19 protein-coding genes and 3 pseudogenes are annotated in these 15564 nt (G+C 70.0%); 9 read left to right on the forward strand and 13 right to left on the reverse strand.

Annotation, left to right across the window (positions count from 1 at the left end; all coding sequences use genetic code 11):
• Window positions 1–816: NAD(P)-dependent alcohol dehydrogenase (locus tag AB1285_RS19895; protein WP_429977729.1), on the reverse strand; the 816-nt coding region annotated here is incomplete at its 3' end.
• 203 nt (window positions 817–1019) lie between these two features.
• Here AB1285_RS19895 and AB1285_RS19900 point away from each other — a divergent pair.
• The 7 genes from AB1285_RS19900 (at window position 1020) to AB1285_RS19930 (ending at window position 7623) form a co-directional block, all read left to right on the forward strand.
• A complete protein-coding gene (locus tag AB1285_RS19900) occupies window positions 1020–2486 on the forward strand; it encodes an alanine/glycine:cation symporter family protein (RefSeq protein ID WP_370428364.1) in 1467 nt (488 codons plus the stop codon).
• A gap of 221 nt (window positions 2487–2707) precedes the next feature.
• Window positions 2708–3277: a hypothetical protein gene (locus tag AB1285_RS19905; protein ID WP_429977730.1), complete on the forward strand. Its 570-nt coding sequence runs from the start codon at window positions 2708–2710 to the stop codon at window positions 3275–3277.
• A 48-nt stretch (window positions 3278–3325) separates the two neighbouring features.
• Window positions 3326–4264: an ABC transporter ATP-binding protein gene (locus tag AB1285_RS19910; protein ID WP_370428366.1), complete on the forward strand. Its 939-nt coding sequence runs from the start codon at window positions 3326–3328 to the stop codon at window positions 4262–4264.
• Window positions 4257–5057 carry an ABC transporter permease subunit gene (locus AB1285_RS19915; protein ID WP_259953498.1) on the forward strand — a complete coding sequence of 267 codons (801 nt, stop codon included), beginning with the start codon at window positions 4257–4259 and terminating at the stop codon, window positions 5055–5057. The genes AB1285_RS19910 and AB1285_RS19915 overlap by 8 nt, the downstream gene beginning before the upstream one ends.
• A gap of 207 nt (window positions 5058–5264) precedes the next feature.
• On the forward strand, window positions 5265–5693 hold the full coding sequence (locus tag AB1285_RS19920) for a MarR family winged helix-turn-helix transcriptional regulator (RefSeq protein WP_025104537.1): 429 nt from the start codon (window positions 5265–5267) through the stop codon (window positions 5691–5693).
• A gap of 171 nt (window positions 5694–5864) precedes the next feature.
• Window positions 5865–6947 carry an SPFH domain-containing protein gene (locus tag AB1285_RS19925; protein WP_429977731.1) on the forward strand — a complete coding sequence of 361 codons (1083 nt, stop codon included), beginning with the start codon at window positions 5865–5867 and terminating at the stop codon, window positions 6945–6947.
• Window positions 6838–7623: a flotillin domain-containing protein gene (locus AB1285_RS19930; RefSeq protein ID WP_429977732.1), complete on the forward strand. Its 786-nt coding sequence runs from the start codon at window positions 6838–6840 to the stop codon at window positions 7621–7623. Before AB1285_RS19925 ends, AB1285_RS19930 begins: the two co-directional genes overlap by 110 nt.
• A gap of 436 nt (window positions 7624–8059) precedes the next feature.
• Here AB1285_RS19930 and AB1285_RS19935 read toward each other — a convergent pair whose 3' ends face one another.
• Entirely contained in the window at window positions 8060–8236 is a 177-nt protein-coding gene (locus AB1285_RS19935) for a hypothetical protein (RefSeq protein WP_429977733.1), read from the reverse strand.
• On the opposite strand from AB1285_RS19935, the gene AB1285_RS19940 reads away from it, so the two are divergent.
• Window positions 8235–9257, forward strand: coding sequence for a helicase-related protein (locus AB1285_RS19940; protein ID WP_429977734.1), 1023 nt, complete (start codon window positions 8235–8237; stop codon window positions 9255–9257). The two genes, AB1285_RS19935 and AB1285_RS19940, sit on opposite strands and share 2 nt — an antisense overlap.
• Before the next feature lie 513 nt (window positions 9258–9770).
• A complete protein-coding gene (locus tag AB1285_RS19945; protein WP_429977735.1) occupies window positions 9771–10238 on the forward strand; it encodes an ATP-dependent helicase C-terminal domain-containing protein in 468 nt (155 codons plus the stop codon).
• A 19-nt stretch (window positions 10239–10257) separates the two neighbouring features.
• Here AB1285_RS19945 and AB1285_RS19950 read toward each other — a convergent pair.
• The 11 genes and pseudogenes from AB1285_RS19950 to AB1285_RS20000 all read right to left on the reverse strand — a co-directional run.
• Window positions 10258–10993 (reverse strand): annotated as a pseudogene (locus AB1285_RS19950) (ABC transporter permease).
• Window positions 10990–11358 carry a hypothetical protein gene (locus tag AB1285_RS19955; protein WP_429977736.1) on the reverse strand — a complete coding sequence of 123 codons (369 nt, stop codon included), beginning with the start codon at window positions 11356–11358 and terminating at the stop codon, window positions 10990–10992. Before AB1285_RS19955 ends, AB1285_RS19950 begins: the two are co-directional and overlap by 4 nt.
• Before the next feature lie 86 nt (window positions 11359–11444).
• On the reverse strand, window positions 11445–11717 hold the full coding sequence (locus AB1285_RS19960) for an ATP-binding cassette domain-containing protein (protein ID WP_429977737.1): 273 nt from the start codon (window positions 11715–11717) through the stop codon (window positions 11445–11447).
• 205 nt (window positions 11718–11922) lie between these two features.
• Entirely contained in the window at window positions 11923–12012 is a 90-nt protein-coding gene (locus tag AB1285_RS19965) for a hypothetical protein (protein ID WP_429977738.1), read from the reverse strand.
• A 54-nt stretch (window positions 12013–12066) separates the two neighbouring features.
• Window positions 12067–12228 (reverse strand): hypothetical protein, encoded by a 162-nt coding sequence (locus AB1285_RS19970; RefSeq protein WP_429977739.1) that lies wholly within the window; start codon window positions 12226–12228, stop codon window positions 12067–12069.
• 148 nt (window positions 12229–12376) lie between these two features.
• Window positions 12377–12454: pseudogene (locus AB1285_RS19975) on the reverse strand (TetR family transcriptional regulator); the annotation flags it as partial.
• Window positions 12455–12529: 75 nt separating this feature from the next.
• Window positions 12530–12946: an AAA family ATPase gene (locus AB1285_RS19980; RefSeq protein WP_429977740.1), complete on the reverse strand. Its 417-nt coding sequence runs from the start codon at window positions 12944–12946 to the stop codon at window positions 12530–12532.
• 203 nt (window positions 12947–13149) lie between these two features.
• On the reverse strand, window positions 13150–13281 hold the full coding sequence (locus tag AB1285_RS19985; protein WP_429977741.1) for a hypothetical protein: 132 nt from the start codon (window positions 13279–13281) through the stop codon (window positions 13150–13152).
• Between the two features lie 109 nt (window positions 13282–13390).
• Window positions 13391–14485, reverse strand: a complete 1095-nt coding sequence (locus tag AB1285_RS19990) for an L-serine ammonia-lyase, iron-sulfur-dependent, subunit alpha (RefSeq protein WP_429977742.1) — start codon at window positions 14483–14485, stop codon at window positions 13391–13393.
• Between the two features lie 12 nt (window positions 14486–14497).
• Window positions 14498–14701, reverse strand: a complete 204-nt coding sequence (locus AB1285_RS19995; RefSeq protein ID WP_429977743.1) for a serine dehydratase beta chain — start codon at window positions 14699–14701, stop codon at window positions 14498–14500.
• Window positions 14702–14829: 128 nt separating this feature from the next.
• Window positions 14830–14889 (reverse strand): annotated as a pseudogene (locus AB1285_RS20000) (hypothetical protein); the annotation flags it as partial.
• Window positions 14890–15564: the final 675 nt, after the last annotated feature.

Below are 15564 nucleotides of genomic sequence, written 5' to 3' on the forward strand. Positions count from 1 at the left end.
GATGGTGATGTCGGCTTCGAGCGCGGCCACGCTCTGGGCCAGGGCGATCGTCGGGTTCGCGCCCACGAAGTCGAACACCGCGTTCGCGCCGAGACCGCCGGTGAGCTCGCGGATCTTCTCGGCGGCCGATGCATCGCTGATCAGCACGTGATCGGCGCCCACCTCGGTGGCGAGCTTCAGCTTCTCGTCGTTCACGTCGAGGGCGATGACCGTGGCCCCCGAGATGGCCTTGAGGATCTGGATGCCGACGTGGCCGAGACCGCCGGTGCCGATCACGACGGCGAACGTGCCGGCGCCGAGCTTCGGAAGCGAGTTCTTGATCGCGTGGTACGGGGTGAGGCCCGCGTCGGTCAGCGAGACGTTCTGCACGGGGTCGAGGTCAGCGAGCGGCACGAGGTGGCGCGCGTCGTCGACGATCATGTACTCGGCCATCGAGCCCTGGCTGCCCAGCCCCGGAGGACGGATGCCCTCGGCGGCGGCGTTCGTGCAGTAGTTCTCCTTGCCCATCGAGCAGTTGTGGCAGCGACCACAGCCCCACGGACCGTAGACGGCCACGGCATCCCCGACCTTGAGCGTCGAGTCGACGCCCTCGCCGATCTCGTGCACGATGCCAGCGCCTTCGTGCCCGAGCGTCAGCGGCAGCGGGTAACCCTGCTCGTGGTAGTCCTTCTCGGGGAGGCCCATGACGTAGTCGTCGGAGTGACAGACACCACCCGCGGTGATCTTGAGCAGGACCTGGCCGGGGCCGGGCTTCGGAATCGGGATGTCGACCACCACCGGGGGCTTGCCGATCTCGACGTAGCGGAGAGCTTTCATGAGCATCTTCTTCCTGGCGTTCGAGAGGTCTGCCGCGCGGTGCGGAGGCGGGGGCTCTCGAAACCGTCCCTTCCAGTATCCGCCCGATCGGGGCCTTCCTCGTCTTCCGCAGGGCGGGAAGACACCGGCGGCCCCGGCAGCTTCTCAGCTCCTGGATTTTTCTCAGCCTGGTGAGCCGGCGTCGACGTCGCCATACTGTGCGGATGGATGCTGTTAACGAGTGGCTGCTGACCTGGGGCGACAACCTGTGGACATGGATCGTCCTTCCGATCGTCGTCCTCCTCGGGCTCTACTTCACGATTCGCTCGGGCGTCGTGCAGTTCCGTTTGATTCCGGAGATGTTCCGCACTCTGAAGGATCGAACGCCCCGCACGGAGAGCGGCGAGCCTCAATCGGTCTCCTCCTTTCAGGCATTCACCATCTCCGCCGCTTCACGAGTGGGCGTCGGCAACATCGCGGGAGTGGGAACCGCGATCGCGATCGGCGGTCCCGGCGCGGTCTTCTGGATGTGGCTGATGGCATTCATCGGTGGAGCGTCCGCGTTCATCGAGTCCTCGCTGGCACAGCTGTACAAGAGGCGCGATAGGGACGGGTTCATCGGCGGCCCCGCCTACTACATGCAACGCGGGCTCGGAGCGCGATGGATGGGCGTGCTTTTCGCCGTCATCCTCATCATCTGCTTCCCCATCGCTTTCAGCTCGTTGCAGGCGAACACCATCCAGGCGACGATCGCGGGCAGCCTCGGCGGAGAGTCTGCTGCCTGGCTGCCGTGGGTCACCGGCGGCGCACTCGCACTGCTCATGGGGCTCGTCATCTTCGGGGGCGTGCGCCGCATCGCCTCCGTCACCCAGACGCTGGTCCCGATCATGGCACTGCTGTATCTGCTTCTCGGCGTGGTGATCGTCGCGATGCACATCGAGCGCCTTCCCGGAGTCTTCGCCACGATCTTCCTCGAAGCCTTCGGCCCGAACGAGGTCGTCGGCGCAGCGCTCGGCTACATCATCCTCACCGGCGTCAAGAGGGGGATGTTCTCCAACGAAGCCGGGCTGGGGTCGGCCCCCAACGCAGGAGCGAGCGCGGCGGTGACACACCCGGTCAAACAAGGTCTCGTGCAGACGCTGGGCGTGTACTTCGACACCTTCCTCGTCTGCTCGATCACCGCGTTCATCATCCTGGTCTCGGTTCCAGACCTGGCCGGCGCCGAACGCGGCATCGGGCTGACGCAGGGCGCGGTCGTCAGCGCGCTGGGCACCTGGTCGAACATCCTCCTGATCGTCATCATCTTCCTGCTCGCGTTCAGCTCGATCCTCGGCAACTACTACTACGGGCAGACCAACGTGGAGTTCATCACCTCCTGCACCGGAGTCCTGCTCGGCTATCGTCTCTTCGCGATCGCCGCAGTGTTCGCTGGGGCCCTCGTCTCCGCCGATGTCGTGTGGAACTTCGCCGACGGCGCGATGGGATTCATGGCCCTCGTCAACCTCGTCGCGATCGCGCTGCTGTCCGGAATCGCCTTCAAGCTGTTGAAGGACTACACCCAGCAACGACGAGAAGGGCTGGACCCGGTCTTCACGAGGGCACGTCTTCCCGAGGTCAGCGGGATCGAGGTCTGGGAGGACGAGTTGTCGGTCACGGGGCCGATCGATCTCCCCGCGTCGCGTCGGCGATGACCACATCCATCGCCGCCTCAGACGCTCGGTCTGCGAGACCGACGGAACGGAGATGACCTGACTCTTGCCCCGGACTGAACGCTCGTTTAGCATGCTGACTATGCGTTCAGGAGCCGACGACCTCACCACCAGGGCGCGCATTCGCGACGCCGCGATCGTCCGGTTCAGCGAGCGCGGATTCGACGGCACGAGTCTGCGGCAGAATCGCGCAGGATGCGGGCGTGAGCCCGGCGCTGATCCTGCACCACTTCGGAAGCAAGGAAGGACTGCGCGACGTGTGCGACGCGCACGTCGTGAGCACTTTCCTCGCCGAGCGAGACGGCATGACGGGTGCCGACGCCGCGCGCCTGATGCGGGAGGCATTGGACTCGTTAGAGGGTCGCAATGTCGCACTGGACTACCTCGCCCGGATGCTTCTCGACGACTCCGCCGCGTCCGACCATCTCTTCGACATGTTCCTCGCCAGCACCAGAGACATGCTGCGCGAACAGATCGCCGCGGGCACGATGCGCGAGCAGTCCGACCTGGAAGCCACTGCCGTGTATATGACCCTCTACGGCCTCGGTCCCGTCATCCTGCGGCGGCACCTCGCGCGCGCCTTCGGAGAGAGCACGCTGACGACATCGCTGCTGGAACGGTCGACCGTTCCCGTGCTGGAGCTCTACACACACGGGCTCTACGCCGACGACCATCTGCTCGTCGCCGCGAAGGAAGCGCTCGCCAGAAGCAGCGGGCCCTCCTCGGACAAGGGCGAGAACGACCCGAATCAGGACCCGGATCCTCCCCGCTGACGAGATCTCCGAACCTGGTCCCCTTCACCCTCCGAAAGGAGCAGGGCCATGACCCCTGCCATCGAACTCACTCACCTTCGCAAACAGTACGGTCGGCACACAGCGGTCGACTCCATCGATCTCCGCGTCGATCCCGGCACCGTGTTCGGGCTCATCGGCCCTAACGGCGCAGGAAAGACCACCACGCTGCGCATGATCCTCGACATCATCCGCCCCACGTCGGGCGCTATCCGGGTCCTGGGCGAAGACCCGCGCCGCGGCGGCCCGGCCCTCCGACGACGCATCGGCTTCATCCCCGGCGAGCTCCGACTCGACGACCGCACGACGGGACGCCGCATGCTCGACTTCTACACCGAGGTGTCCGGCCCGGTGAACCCCGGCACGATCGACCGCCTCGCGGGCCGACTCGACCTCGACCTGAGCCGGCCGGTGCGCGCCCTCTCGAAGGGCAACAAGCAGAAGCTCGGGATCGTCCAAGCCTTCATGCACGAACCGCCGTTGCTCGTGCTGGACGAGCCGACCAGCGGTCTCGACCCGCTCGTCCAGAGAGAGTTCCTCCACCTCGTCACCGAAGCCAGAGATCGCGGCCAGACCGTGCTGCTGAGCTCCCATGTGCTGAGCGAGATCCAGCAGACGGCCGACATCGTCGCCGTCCTCAGTCGAGGGAGGGTCGTGGCGGAGGGTGATGTGGCCTCACTCAGACTCGGCGCGATCCGGCGCGTACGCGTCGGTCTCGATACGACGGCAGCGACCCTGATCCGGGAGCAACTCGGTGCACTGCCGCAGATCTCCGAGCTCGACGTCCGCGGCGAGACGGACATCGTGCAGGTGAATGCCACCGTCGAAGGTGCCATCGACCCGCTGGTGAAGGTGCTGGCGCAGCACCACGTCCTCGACCTCGCGATCGAGGAACCAGACCTGGAGGAATCGGTCCTGCGGCTCTACGGTGACTCCTCGAGTCTCGAGGCGGGTGAGGGCGATGCGTGACGCGCTTCCCATCTTCCGGCGCGCTCTCCGCGAAACCTGGCGCGGAACGGTGGGCTGGACCATCGGCGTCGCGGCGGTGCTGTTCCTGTACCTGCCCCTGTTCCCGAGCATCGGCGGCAACGGGCAGATGCAGCAGATCATCGACAGCCTGCCCCCGGAGCTCGTCGGAGCACTCGGCTACGACCAGATCGGCACCGGGGCGGGCTACGCCCAGGGAACCTTCTACGGCCTCATCGGCTTCCTCCTCCTGACCATCGCAGGCACGTCCTGGGGAGCGGGCGCCATCGCCGGCGCGGAGGCGTCAGGGCGCCTCGAACTCGACCTGGCTCACGGTGTGGGACGGGTCGGATACGCGATCGCGTCCGCCTTCGCCATCCTCGCCCGGCTCGCGTGGCTGGGCGTGTTCGCGGGCGCTGTCGTCGCCCTGCTCAACGACTCGGCACAGCTCGACATCGATCCGATCCGCATCATCGACACCACCGTCGTCTTCGTCGGCCTCACGATGCTCTCGGGGAGTGCCGCGCTCCTGCTGGGCGCTCTCTTCGGTCGCACTTCCTGGGCTGTCGCAGGGGGCGCGGGAATCGCCGTCGCCGGGTACGCCTTCAACGCGATCGCGAACCAGGTGGAGAACGCCGAGTGGCTCCGGGCGATCTCACCGTACTCCTGGGCGTTCCACCAGGCTCCGCTCGCGGAGGGGTTCGATCCCCGCGGCACCGTGGCGCTCTGGGCGGTGAACGTCGCATTCGTCGCCGGAAGCGCCTGGGCGCTGCGACGCCGCGATGTGATCGGCTGAGGCGATGCGCGGACCATCGTCGCGGGGGGCCTGCCATTTGTGATCAAACCGTTGCATTCGTTACCTCGCCGTTATACAGTGATCGCACGGTGAATGTTTGCTGTGGCATCCACCGCATGTGATTGCAGGACACTCTTGGTGCAAGGGACAAGGGCCGGTCGGGAGCCTCTCCGACCGGCCCTTTACTGCGCCCGGTACTCTGTGAGGATGACCGATCGGAAGCTCGCGCTGGAGGCCTGGGAAAGCCTGTTCCGCGCGCAGCACGAACTGTTCACCGAGATGGCAGCCGACTTCGACACCGGCGACATCACGCAGGCCGAGTACGACGTGCTGCTCACCGTCACGCGCTCGCCGGAGATGACCGCCCGCCTGCGCGACATCACCGCCAACATGCTCATCAGCCAGCCGAGCGTCTCCCGCCTCGTCGACCGGATGGTGACGCGGGGACTGGTCGCGAAGTGCGCCGACCCGGACGACGGCCGCGGCGCCCTGATCCGCGCGACGGACGAGGGCGCCCGGGCCTTCCGAGCGCTCGCGACCGTGCACGGCCGGTCGATCGCCGACCGGATGTCACGCCTCGACGACGAGGAGCTGCGCCTGCTGCGCGACCTCGCGGAGAAACTCCGCACCCGCTGACCGCTCCCCTCCTCCGCAGGCAGGGCGGCGGGAGGAACGTCCACCGATACCGGCATGATGGCACCCGACGCGGTGGCGGGCGTCTCTTTTCTGGCAGGGTGGGTTGCGCACGCCCACATCGACCGTGGGCATATCGGACCGCCCCCTCGGGGGGAACCAGGGAGGTCATCCATGGAGATCGCCGGAATCATCGGCATCCTCACCATCGTCGGGATCGCGGTCGTCGCCGCGATCGTCGTCCTGCTGATCCTGCTGCTGTTCGCCCGCAGCTGGATCAAGGTGGCTCGCGCCGACGAAGCGCTCGTCATCTCCGGACGCAAGCAGAAGGTGCAGCGTGCCGTGATCGGCGCCGACGGCACGAGCAGCTCGGAGATGTCGGAATCGCCCGTCACGGTCATCGTGAACGGGAAGTCGCTCGTCAACCCGATCACCCAGCGCCACGAGATCATCTCCCTCCGCTCACGGCAGGTGTCGCTCAACGCCGAGGCCCAGTCGCTCGACAACGTGACGCTCAACGTCGACGGCGTCGCCATCGTCAAGATCGGCTCCGACCCGCTGCTGGTGCGCCGGGCCGCCGAGCGCTTCGCCTCCCAGGACAAGGCCATCGAGCAGTTCACCACCGAGCAGCTGGAGGGCGCCCTGCGCGGCATCGTCGCGACGCTCTCCGTCGTGGAGCTCATGCGGGAGCGCAAGAAGTTCTCCGACCAGATCGCCGCCGACGTCTCCCAGGAGCTCGCCGAACAGGGCCTCATCCTCGACTCCTTCCAGATCAAGGGCATCACCGACAAGGTCGGCTACATCCAGTCCCTCGGTGCGCCGGAGATCCAGGCGAAGCGTCAGGCCGCGGAGATCTCGCAGACCAACGCCGACCGCGCGATCAACCAGAAGAACATCGCCAACCAGGAGGCGAACCTCGTCGAGCAGACCGCTCTCGACACCAACACCGCCAACGCCAACGCCGGCATCGGCCGGGCCCGCGCCGAGGCGGAGCAGGCCGAGCAGCTCGCCCGCGCCCAGGCCGAGCAGGCCGTGCTGCAGCAGCAGGCCGAGAACAAGCAGGCGCAGCTCGACGCCGACGTCAAGCGCGTCGCGGACGCCCAGCGGTACGAGGCGGAGACCCGCGCGCAGGCCGAGCTCTACACGCGTGAGCGGGCGGCCGAGGCGGCGGCGATCGAGCAGGTCAAGCAGGCCGAGGCGCGCACACCGCATCGCCGAGCAGCAGGCGCAGGCCGACAAGGCGCGCGCCGACGGTGAGGCTGCCGCCGCGATCGCGAAGGCGACCGGTGACGCGGATGCTCTGCGCGCCCAGGCGGAGGCCGAAGCCGAGGCCCGTCGCCTCCGCGCCAACGCCGAGGCCGAGGCGATCCGCGCCGAGGGTGAGGCCCGTGCAGCCGCTGTCGAGGCCGAGGCCAAGGCCATCGCCTCCAACCAGGATGCCTTCCTCTCGCAGCGCGTGCTGGAAGTGCTGCCGTCGATCATGTCGGAGTTCGCGAAGGGCTACGCCGCCATCGGCAGCGTCTCGATCGTCGGCGGATCCGCCGAGGACGGCGCGTCGAACGTCGTCGGCGCCGACAGCGCGAAGGCCATGCGCTCGGTGTTCGACAGCGTGCACTCCGCCACAGGCCTCGACCTGGCCGGAATCATCCAGGGGCAGGCCGTCGGTCGCGGCTTCGGAGCCGGAGTCGCCGAAGCGTCCGCACCGACCCCGGCGCCGCGCACGCCCGCACCGACCACCCCCGCCGCCCCCCGCTCCTCCGGCTCGCGACGCGGAGTAAGCAGCACAGGACAGCGGATGCCCGCGACCGACTCGGTCGCGGCATCCGCTGTCTGTCGTCGGAGCACCGCTTCCGCCGGTTCACAACTCAGGAGATCGGCAGGCACGGACGCGGCGATCCGTCCCGCTGCTCCGAATCCCCCCCGGATCTCCTGAGTTGCGAACGGCTCCGGGCGTCGATCAACCGGGCAGACTGGACGGGTGACCCGCGCTGCCCTTCGACCTCGCCGCCATCGGTGCAGGCCTGTCGTTCGCGGGCGCCCTCGAGGAGCTCTCCGCTGCCCTCGACACGAGCGGCTCCGTGGTGGTGACCGCGCCGCCGGGCACGGGCAAGACCACCCCTCGTACCGCCGCTCGTCGCCTCACGAACCACCGACCGCGTGATCGTCACCCAACCCCCGCCGGGTCGCCGCGCGTGCCGCCGCCCGCCGACTCGCACACCTCGATGGCTCCCCGCTCGGATCCCGGGTGGGCTTCACCGTCCGCGGCGAGCGCACAGCCGGGCCGGATACGAGGGTCGAGTTCGTCACCGCCGGCGTGCTCCTGCGACGGTTGCTGGACGACCCGGGACTCGACGGCGTGAGTGCGGTCATCATCGATGAGGTGCCACGAGCGTGCCCTCGAGACCGACCTCCTCGTCGGCCTGCTCTCGGAGGTGCGGGAGCTGCGGGATGACCTCGTCGTCGTCGCGATGTCCGCCACCCTCGACGCTGCCCGGCTCGCCGCCGTCATCGGCACCGCCGAGTCCCCCGCGCCGATCGTCGACCATGACGTCGCAGCCCTTCCCCCTCACCGAGCGCTGGGCTCCGAGTCCCACGCCCCGCCTCGACGAACGGGGAGTCACCCGCGGCTTCCTCGACCACATCGCGAGTGTCTCCGCCTCCGCCGCCACCGAGCTGGTCCGCGAAGACCCCGAAGCCGACGTGCTCGTGTTCGCCCCGGGCGCTCGCGAGGTGTCGGAGATCGCCCGACGCGTCCGCACTCTGAACGGCGCCTTCGACGTGCGGGAGCTGCACGGCCAGACCCCGCCGGCGGAACAGGATGCCGTGATCCGCGGTCGTGCACCGGGGGGCGTGCCCCGCATCATCGTCGCCACCTCGCTCGCCGAGTCGTCGATCACGGTGCCGGGTGTGCGGATGGTCGTGGACAGCTGTCTGTTCCGGCAGCCGCAGCGCGACGCCGCCCGCGGCATGACGGGTCTGGTCACCACCGCCGCCTCCCGTTCCTCGTGCGTGCAGCGTGCCGGACGCGCGACGCGTCAGGGCCCCGGCATCGTCGTCCGGTGTGTGGACGAGCGCGCCTACGCGGCGGGCCTCCCGCGCGTCCGTCCCCGGAGATCCGCGACGGCCGACCTCACCGGCGCCGCCCTCCTCCTCGCGTGCTGGGGTGCCCCGGGCGGAGCAGGCCTGCGGTTGATCGAACCGCTGCGAGCCGACAGTCTCGCCGACGCCCGTCGCGGTGCTTCGCGGTCTCGGCGCGATCGACGACGACGGGCGCGCCACGGCCGAGGGGCCGCGTGCTGGCCCGCATCCCGACCGACCCCCGGCTGGCCAGGGCGCTGCGGGACGGCAGCCCCGTGGTGGGGAGCCGGCTCGCCGCCGAGGTCGTCGCGCTTCTGGGCGGTGATCAGCGCGTCCCCGGATTGCCGACGTCGCCCACGCTCTTGTCGCGTTGCGGGGCGGCGGGACTGCGGAGGCCCGTCGCTGGCGCGAGGACGCGCGTCGTCTGGAACGCCTCGCCGATCCGACGCCGGACACCCCGCGCGGGTCTCGACGGCGTCGGTCTCGTGATCGCGCTGGCCTTCCCCGAACGTGTCGCCCACCGCGTCGAGCACACGGATCGGGAGCCACGTTCCTGCTGGCCTCCGGCACGCGGGCCGGAGTGAGCGGTTCCCTCGCGTCCTCGGAATGGCTCGCCGTGGCCGATGTCGCCCCGCGCTTCGTCCCGGGCGGCCGCCGGTTCCGGTGCGGTCATCCGCACGGCGGCGACCCTCACCGAGGAGCAGGCGGAGCGCGCGGCGGGCCCCCTGATGAGCGACCGCGTGGAGGCCGAGTTCGTCGGAGGTCGTGTGCAGGCCCGCCGCGAGCGCCGGATCGGTGCGATCCTGCGTTCCTCGGTGCCGGTGCGAGCGGCGGCATCGACAGGGCGGGATGCCGTGGCCCGGGCGGTCCGACGCGAGCGCCTCGGTATGTTCACCTGGTCCGACGGGGCGGAGGCCCTCCGCCGCAGACTCGCGCTGCTCCGACGTGAGCTCGGAGAGCCATGGCCCGATGTGTCGGACGCGGGGTTGATCGACGCCCTCGATGCCTGGATGGCGCCGGAGCTCGAGGCTCTCGCATCCGGCACCCCCCGCGAGTCGGCTGGATCTGTCCTCGGCGCTGCGCCGTCTGCTGCCCTGGCCCGAGGCCGTGCACCTCGAGGCCCTCGTACCGGAGCGGCTCGAGGTCCCCAGCGGCTCCCGCGTCCGCATCACCTACCCGGAACCCCGACGGGGATCCGACCGCACGCCCCGTCGTCGCGGTGAAGCTGCAGGAGTGCTTCGGGTGGGCGGCGACTCCCCGGCTGGTCGACGGTCGTGTTCCCGTCCTCTTCCATCTGCTGTCGCCGCAGGCCGCCCGCTCGCCGTCACCGACGACCTCGCCTCGTTCTGGTCCGGCCCCTATGCCCAGGTGCGCGCCGAGATGCGCGGCCGCTACCCCGGCACCCCTGGCCCGAGGACCCCTGGGCCGCCGTGCCGACGAAGCACACCAAGAACCGCGCGCGCGCGCTGACCCAGGCCAGGACTCCGGCTCAGCGTGTACGCCGCCGCAGTGTGAGGGCGGCGAGCACCAGAGCGCCGACCGCGAAGGCCACGACGATGAGCAGCGGACCGAACACGTCCCACTCTTCGTCCCCCGCCGTGACGGCGTTGATCGTGTCGATCGCGTAGCTGAGCGGCAGCCAGTCGGAGATGGCGTACAGCACGTCGGGCATCTGGTCGCGCGGCATGAACAACCCGCCGAGGATGATCTGCGGGAACACCAGCAACGGCATGAACTGCACGGCCTGGAACTCGGTCTGGGCGAACGCGCTCGCCAGCAGGGCCGAGGGCTGTGCCGAGCAGTGCGTCGACCACCGCGACGAGGCCCAGCTGCCACAGCGGTCCGTCGACGTCGAGCCCGCACACCCCGACCGCGAACGACACCGTGATCACCGCCTGCAGCACGGCCATCAGCCCGAAGGCGAGCGCGTACCCGAGGATGAAGTCGGCCTTCTCGAGCGGCGTGGTCATCAGCCGTTCGAGCGTGCCGGAACGGCGTTCGCGCAAGGTGGTGATCGACGTGATGAGGAACATCACGATGAACGGGAACAGCGCCAGGATGGCACCCCCGAACTGATCGAACACACCGTCCTGCTCGCTGAACAGCCAGGCGAAGAGACCCGACGAGCAGGCTCGGGGCGATGAGCATCAGGGCGATGGACCGCGGTCGTGTCGGAGCTGCGTGAGCACACGGCCGGCGGTCGCGAACAGCCGGCGGCCGTTCATGTCGCGTCCTCCTCCTGGCGCTCGTGCGCTTCTCGCCGCGCCCGCCGGGTGGTCGCGGCGCCGGCGGCCCTGTCACGTTCGATCAGCGCCAGGAACGCGGCCTCGGCGTCGGTCGTGCCGGTGTCGGCGAGCAGGGACGACGGCGTGGTGTCGGCGATGATCCTCCCCTCCCGCATCAGCAGCAGCCGGTCGCAGCGCACCGCCTCGTCCATCACGTGACTGGACACGATGAGCGTGACGCCCGGTCGGCCAGCCGGCGGAACAGGGTCCAGAGCTCCGCCCGCAACACGGGGGTCGAGTCCGACGGTCGGCTCGTCCAGCACGATCAGTTCCGGCGAGCCGATCAAAGCCACCGCGAGCGACACCCGCGTCCCCCTGGCCGCCGCTCAGCGCATCGACGAGCTGCGTGGCCTGTGCGCCGAGGCCGACCTCCTGGATGACCCGGTCGACATCACCCCTTCGGCGCCTTCAGGAGCGACGCGAAGTACGAGAGTTCTGCCGCACGCTGAGGTCGCCGTAGACCGAGGCGCCCTGCGTACCGTAGGCCACGCGGTGCCGGAGCCGACGCGAAACCGCCCGGCTCACCCAGAACGGTCACGTCGCCGGAGGCGATCCGCTGCACACCGACGATCGACCGCATGAGCGTGGTCTTGCCGCACCCCGAGGGGCCGAGGAGACCCGTGATCTGCCCGCGCGGGACGGCGAGGTCGATGCCGTCGAACACGGATACGGCCCCACGCCGCACGCGGAGCTGCGTGATCTCGACCCGCCGCGTTATTCATCATGCGATGAATTATGCGCCTCGCCTCGTCGGGCGTCAACGGCTCGGTGGGCACAGCTGCGGAGCGCCGGATCGACACGCCGTCGCCGGCCCGTGCCGTCCGGCGCGGCGGCCGAGATCTCCGCAGCCGTGCCCGGGGACGCGGGCGTCAGTCGAAGAGGTAGCGCTGGACGGTGGGGCCGACGCGGCGGACGAGCTCGTCGACGGAGGCTCCGGCGAGCGCGGGGAGCTGCAGCACGTAGCGACGATGAGCATGCCGGCGATCTGCGAGGCGACGAGGGCGGCGCGGAGGTCAGCGTCCCTCCACGTCGAGGCGTCGTGCCACGCGGGGAGAGCAGTTTCGCGGGAGAGGAAGCCGGGCGAGCAGGGGGGTCGTCAGCCTGCTCCCGATCGCCGTGCGCAGGAGCAGCATCCCGCGGCGGCGCACGTCGGGCTTCTCGAACGCGTCGAGCACATAGCGGACGAGCCGGGCCCCCCGCTTCGTCCTTCGGCCCCGCGAGGATCTCCGGGACGTCGAGGTCGGGGCGCAACGGGATCCCGGCGGCCTCTGCGAACAGGTCGGCCTTGGTGCCGAAGTAGTGGTGGACGAGCGCGGAGTCGACGCCGGCGCGGGCGGCGATCGACCGCACCGTGGCGCCGTCGTACCCCTGCGCGCCGAACTCGTCGACGGCCGCGGACACGATGCGCTCGCGGGAGTCGGTGCCGCCGCGCGGGCGCCCGCGTCGTCCTCGGCGCCCTCTGCTCGGTCATGCCCGTCAGCCTACGGGCTCCGCGGAGCCTCGCTCGTCGAGCAGATGCCGGAGATACCGCTGCGGCTGCCCGAGGAACGAGCGCCAGTGGTTCACGATCTCGAGGTCCTCCCAGGCGGCAGGGCGGAGCCCCCACTCCCCGACCTCCAGGATGGTGGCGCCCGGGAGCGCCGCGAGCACCGGGGAGTGCGTGGCGCACAGCACCTGGCCGCCCTCGTCGGCGATGCGCTGCAGCACGGCGATCAGCGTGAGAGTCGAATGGAACGACAGGGCGGCCTCCGGCTCGTCCAGGCAGTAGAACCCCGGATCATCGAAGCGGCTGTCGAGCAGGGCGAGGAACGACTCCCCGTGGCTCATCTCGTGGAAGGGCACGTCGCCGCGCAGGGAGGGGTTCTCCTCGAGGTACGTGTAGAACGAGTGCATCGTCTCGGCCCGCAGGAAGAATCCCCAGCGGTGCGCGCCGACGCCCCGTTGGAGGCGCAGCCAGTCCGACAGCGGCGACTCGGTCGGACGTGTCCGGTGCTGCGCCTGCCGGGATCCGCCTTCCGGGGGAGAGACCGTACGCGATCGCGATGCCCTCGACGAGGGTGGACTTCCCGCTGCCGTTCTCGAGCCGACGAGGAAGGTCACTCCCCGGTCCCAGATCCAGTCCCCTCGCGCAGCACCTGTGCCACCGCGGGGATGTTCGTCGGCCACGTCCCGTCCGGGGTCGGCGCCTCGTCGTTCGCCCGCACCGCGACGACCGGCTGCTGCCGCATATGCCTCTCCCTTCCCCTCCTCCGTCGACCCACCCCTCTGTGTGCCTGCCACCCCTCTTCATGCGCACGCAACGGGCCGGAACGCACGAGAGGGGGTGGGTCGGCGAGGTCAGCACTCGATGACGTTCACCGCCAGACCGCCCTCGCTGGTCTCCTTGTACTTGGTCGACATGTCGAGACCGGTCTGGCGCATCGTCTCGACGACGGCATCCAGCGAGACATAGTGGCTCCCGTCGCCGCGGAGCGCGAGACGTGCGGCGGTGACCGCGGTGGAGGCGGCGATCGCGTTGCGCTCGATGCACGGGATCTGCACGAGTCCGCCGATCGGGTCGCATGTGAGGCCGAGGTGATGCTCCATCGCGATCTCCGCGGCGTTCTCGATCTGCCGGTTCGTGCCGCCCATCACCGCGGTGAGCCCACCCGCGGCCATCGCGCACGCGGAGCCGACCTCGGCCTGACACCCGCCTTCGGCGCCGGAGATCGAGGCGTTGGCCTTGAACAGCGACCCGAGGGCGGTAGCCGTCAGCAGGAACCGGCGGATGCCCCGGCGGCGATTGGCCTCCGCGATCTCCGCGTCCTCCCCGTCGAGTGCGGGAGCGGGCGGCGGGGCCCCGTCGAACCCGAGCAGCGCGCTGGCGACGAGCTCCCCGTACGGCGTCACCGCGTTCCCGGCGCCGAGCCCCGAGTCGGCGAGGAAGCGCCACCAGTACATCGCCACCGCGGGGAGAATGCCCGCCGCGCCGTTGGTCGGAGCGGTCACAACGCGCCCACCCGCCGCGTTCTCCTCGTTCACGGCCAGCGCGAACGCGCCGAGCCACTCGCCGGGCAGCTCTCGGTGCCCCTCGGCTTCGACCGCCTCGAGCTGTGCGCGGATCGTGCCGGCGCGGCGCTTCACCTGCAGCATGCCCGGAAGCACCCCGTCGGCGTGAGCCCCGCGTCCACGCAGCCCGACATCGCATCCCCAGATCGCGTCGAGGGCCGGCGGCGACCTCCTCCTCGCTCCGCAGCGCCGTCTCGTTGCGGCGGGCGACCTCCGCGATGGACAGTCCCAGCTCGTCGCACAGGGCGAGCAGCGAGGCGGCATCGGCATACGGGTGCGGGAAGGCGCCGGTGGAGAGCTGCGCTTCCTCCCCCTCGCGCCGGATGAACCCGCCGCCGATCGAGTAGTACGTCTGCTCGAACAGGATGGTTCCGTCCCGGTCACGGGCGATGAGCGTCATGGCGTTCGGATGGCCGGGGGAGGCGGGGTCCGCGGCGCGAACACGATGTCGTCCTTCCGGAACGGCACCGCGTGGGCGCCGTCGATCCGCAGCGGCTCCCCCTCGGGGTAGGCGGACCAGGCCGCGCGCACCGCCGCCGGGTCACAGGTCTCGGGTGCGAGACCGCGCAGCCCCGCGACCACCGCGTCCGGTGGTGCCATGGCCGATACCGGTGGCGCCGAGCGAACCGTACAGCGTGCATTCGACCAGGGCGATGCGGTCGAGCTCGCCGGAGCCGGAGAGCCGGCGCGCGAAGTCGGAGTGCCGCCCGCATCGGTCCGACGGTGTGCGAGCTGGACGGGCCGACGCCGATGGAGAAGAGGTCGAAGGCCGAGACGTACGCAGTCACCCCTCCAGGCTACGCCGACTTCGCGGATCCGGTTCACCGCGATTAACCGCGTCGCCGACGGGTCCGCGTCAAGGCCCTTCATCTCGCGTCGAGGCGGAGGCAGGCTGAGAGCACGACATCGCAGAAAGGGACGATCATGACCGACAACACTCCCGAACCGACCGCGAACGACGAGCTCTCGCCCGAGGCGCAGACCCCCACGCCGACCCCCGCGTCCGACACCTCGGAGGGCGAGGCGACGACGCCGGAGCAGGCGGACTCCCCGGAGGACGCGACCCGGCCGAGGTCCCGAGCACCGAGGAGCTGGAGGAGCCCAGCACCGAGAAGTCCCCCGGCGAGAGCCGAAGGCCGCCGAAGCGCGACGACCGGAACCGGATCACGAGGCCGTCGGCCTCGGCGTCGACTGACTCCCTCCCCGAAACCCCGGACTACCGCCGAGACCCCGCCCCGCAGACGTCTGCAGGGCGGGGTCTCGACGCGAGAGCGGGGTCTCGGGGATCTACTCGACGAGCTTGCCGGTCGTGTCGACGTCGCGCATGAGCTCGGCGATCTCCTCGGGGATCGCGGGGATCTCCTCGCGGGTCACGCCGGCGGACGGGGACCACACGAGGTTCACCTGCAGCCGTGGGATCGGTGTCCGGGAAGTCGCTGCGGTTGTGGCATCCGCGAGTCTCC

This window comes from Microbacterium sp. NRRL B-14842, from assembly GCF_050470785.1.

Coding starts and splice junctions, on each gene's coding strand:
- AB1285_RS19925 (WP_429977731.1), top strand. CDS start 5,865: ATGGAGATCGCCGGAATCATCGGCATCCTCACCATCGTCGGGATCGCG.
- AB1285_RS19920 (WP_025104537.1), top strand. CDS start 5,265: ATGACCGATCGGAAGCTCGCGCTGGAGGCCTGGGAAAGCCTGTTCCGC.
- AB1285_RS19995 (WP_429977743.1), bottom strand. CDS start 14,701: ATGGCACCACCGGACGCGGTGGTCGCGGGGCTGCGCGGTCTCGCACCC.
- AB1285_RS19910 (WP_370428366.1), top strand. CDS start 3,326: ATGACCCCTGCCATCGAACTCACTCACCTTCGCAAACAGTACGGTCGG.
- AB1285_RS19980 (WP_429977740.1), bottom strand. CDS start 12,946: ATGCACTCGTTCTACACGTACCTCGAGGAGAACCCCTCCCTGCGCGGC.
- AB1285_RS19900 (WP_370428364.1), top strand. CDS start 1,020: ATGGATGCTGTTAACGAGTGGCTGCTGACCTGGGGCGACAACCTGTGG.
- AB1285_RS19915 (WP_259953498.1), top strand. CDS start 4,257: ATGCGTGACGCGCTTCCCATCTTCCGGCGCGCTCTCCGCGAAACCTGG.
- AB1285_RS19940 (WP_429977734.1), top strand. CDS start 8,235: ATGACGTCGCAGCCCTTCCCCCTCACCGAGCGCTGGGCTCCGAGTCCC.
- AB1285_RS19935 (WP_429977733.1), bottom strand. CDS start 8,236: ATGGTCGACGATCGGCGCGGGGGACTCGGCGGTGCCGATGACGGCGGC.
- AB1285_RS19945 (WP_429977735.1), top strand. CDS start 9,771: ATGCCTGGATGGCGCCGGAGCTCGAGGCTCTCGCATCCGGCACCCCCC.
- AB1285_RS19985 (WP_429977741.1), bottom strand. CDS start 13,281: ATGCGGCAGCAGCCGGTCGTCGCGGTGCGGGCGAACGACGAGGCGCCG.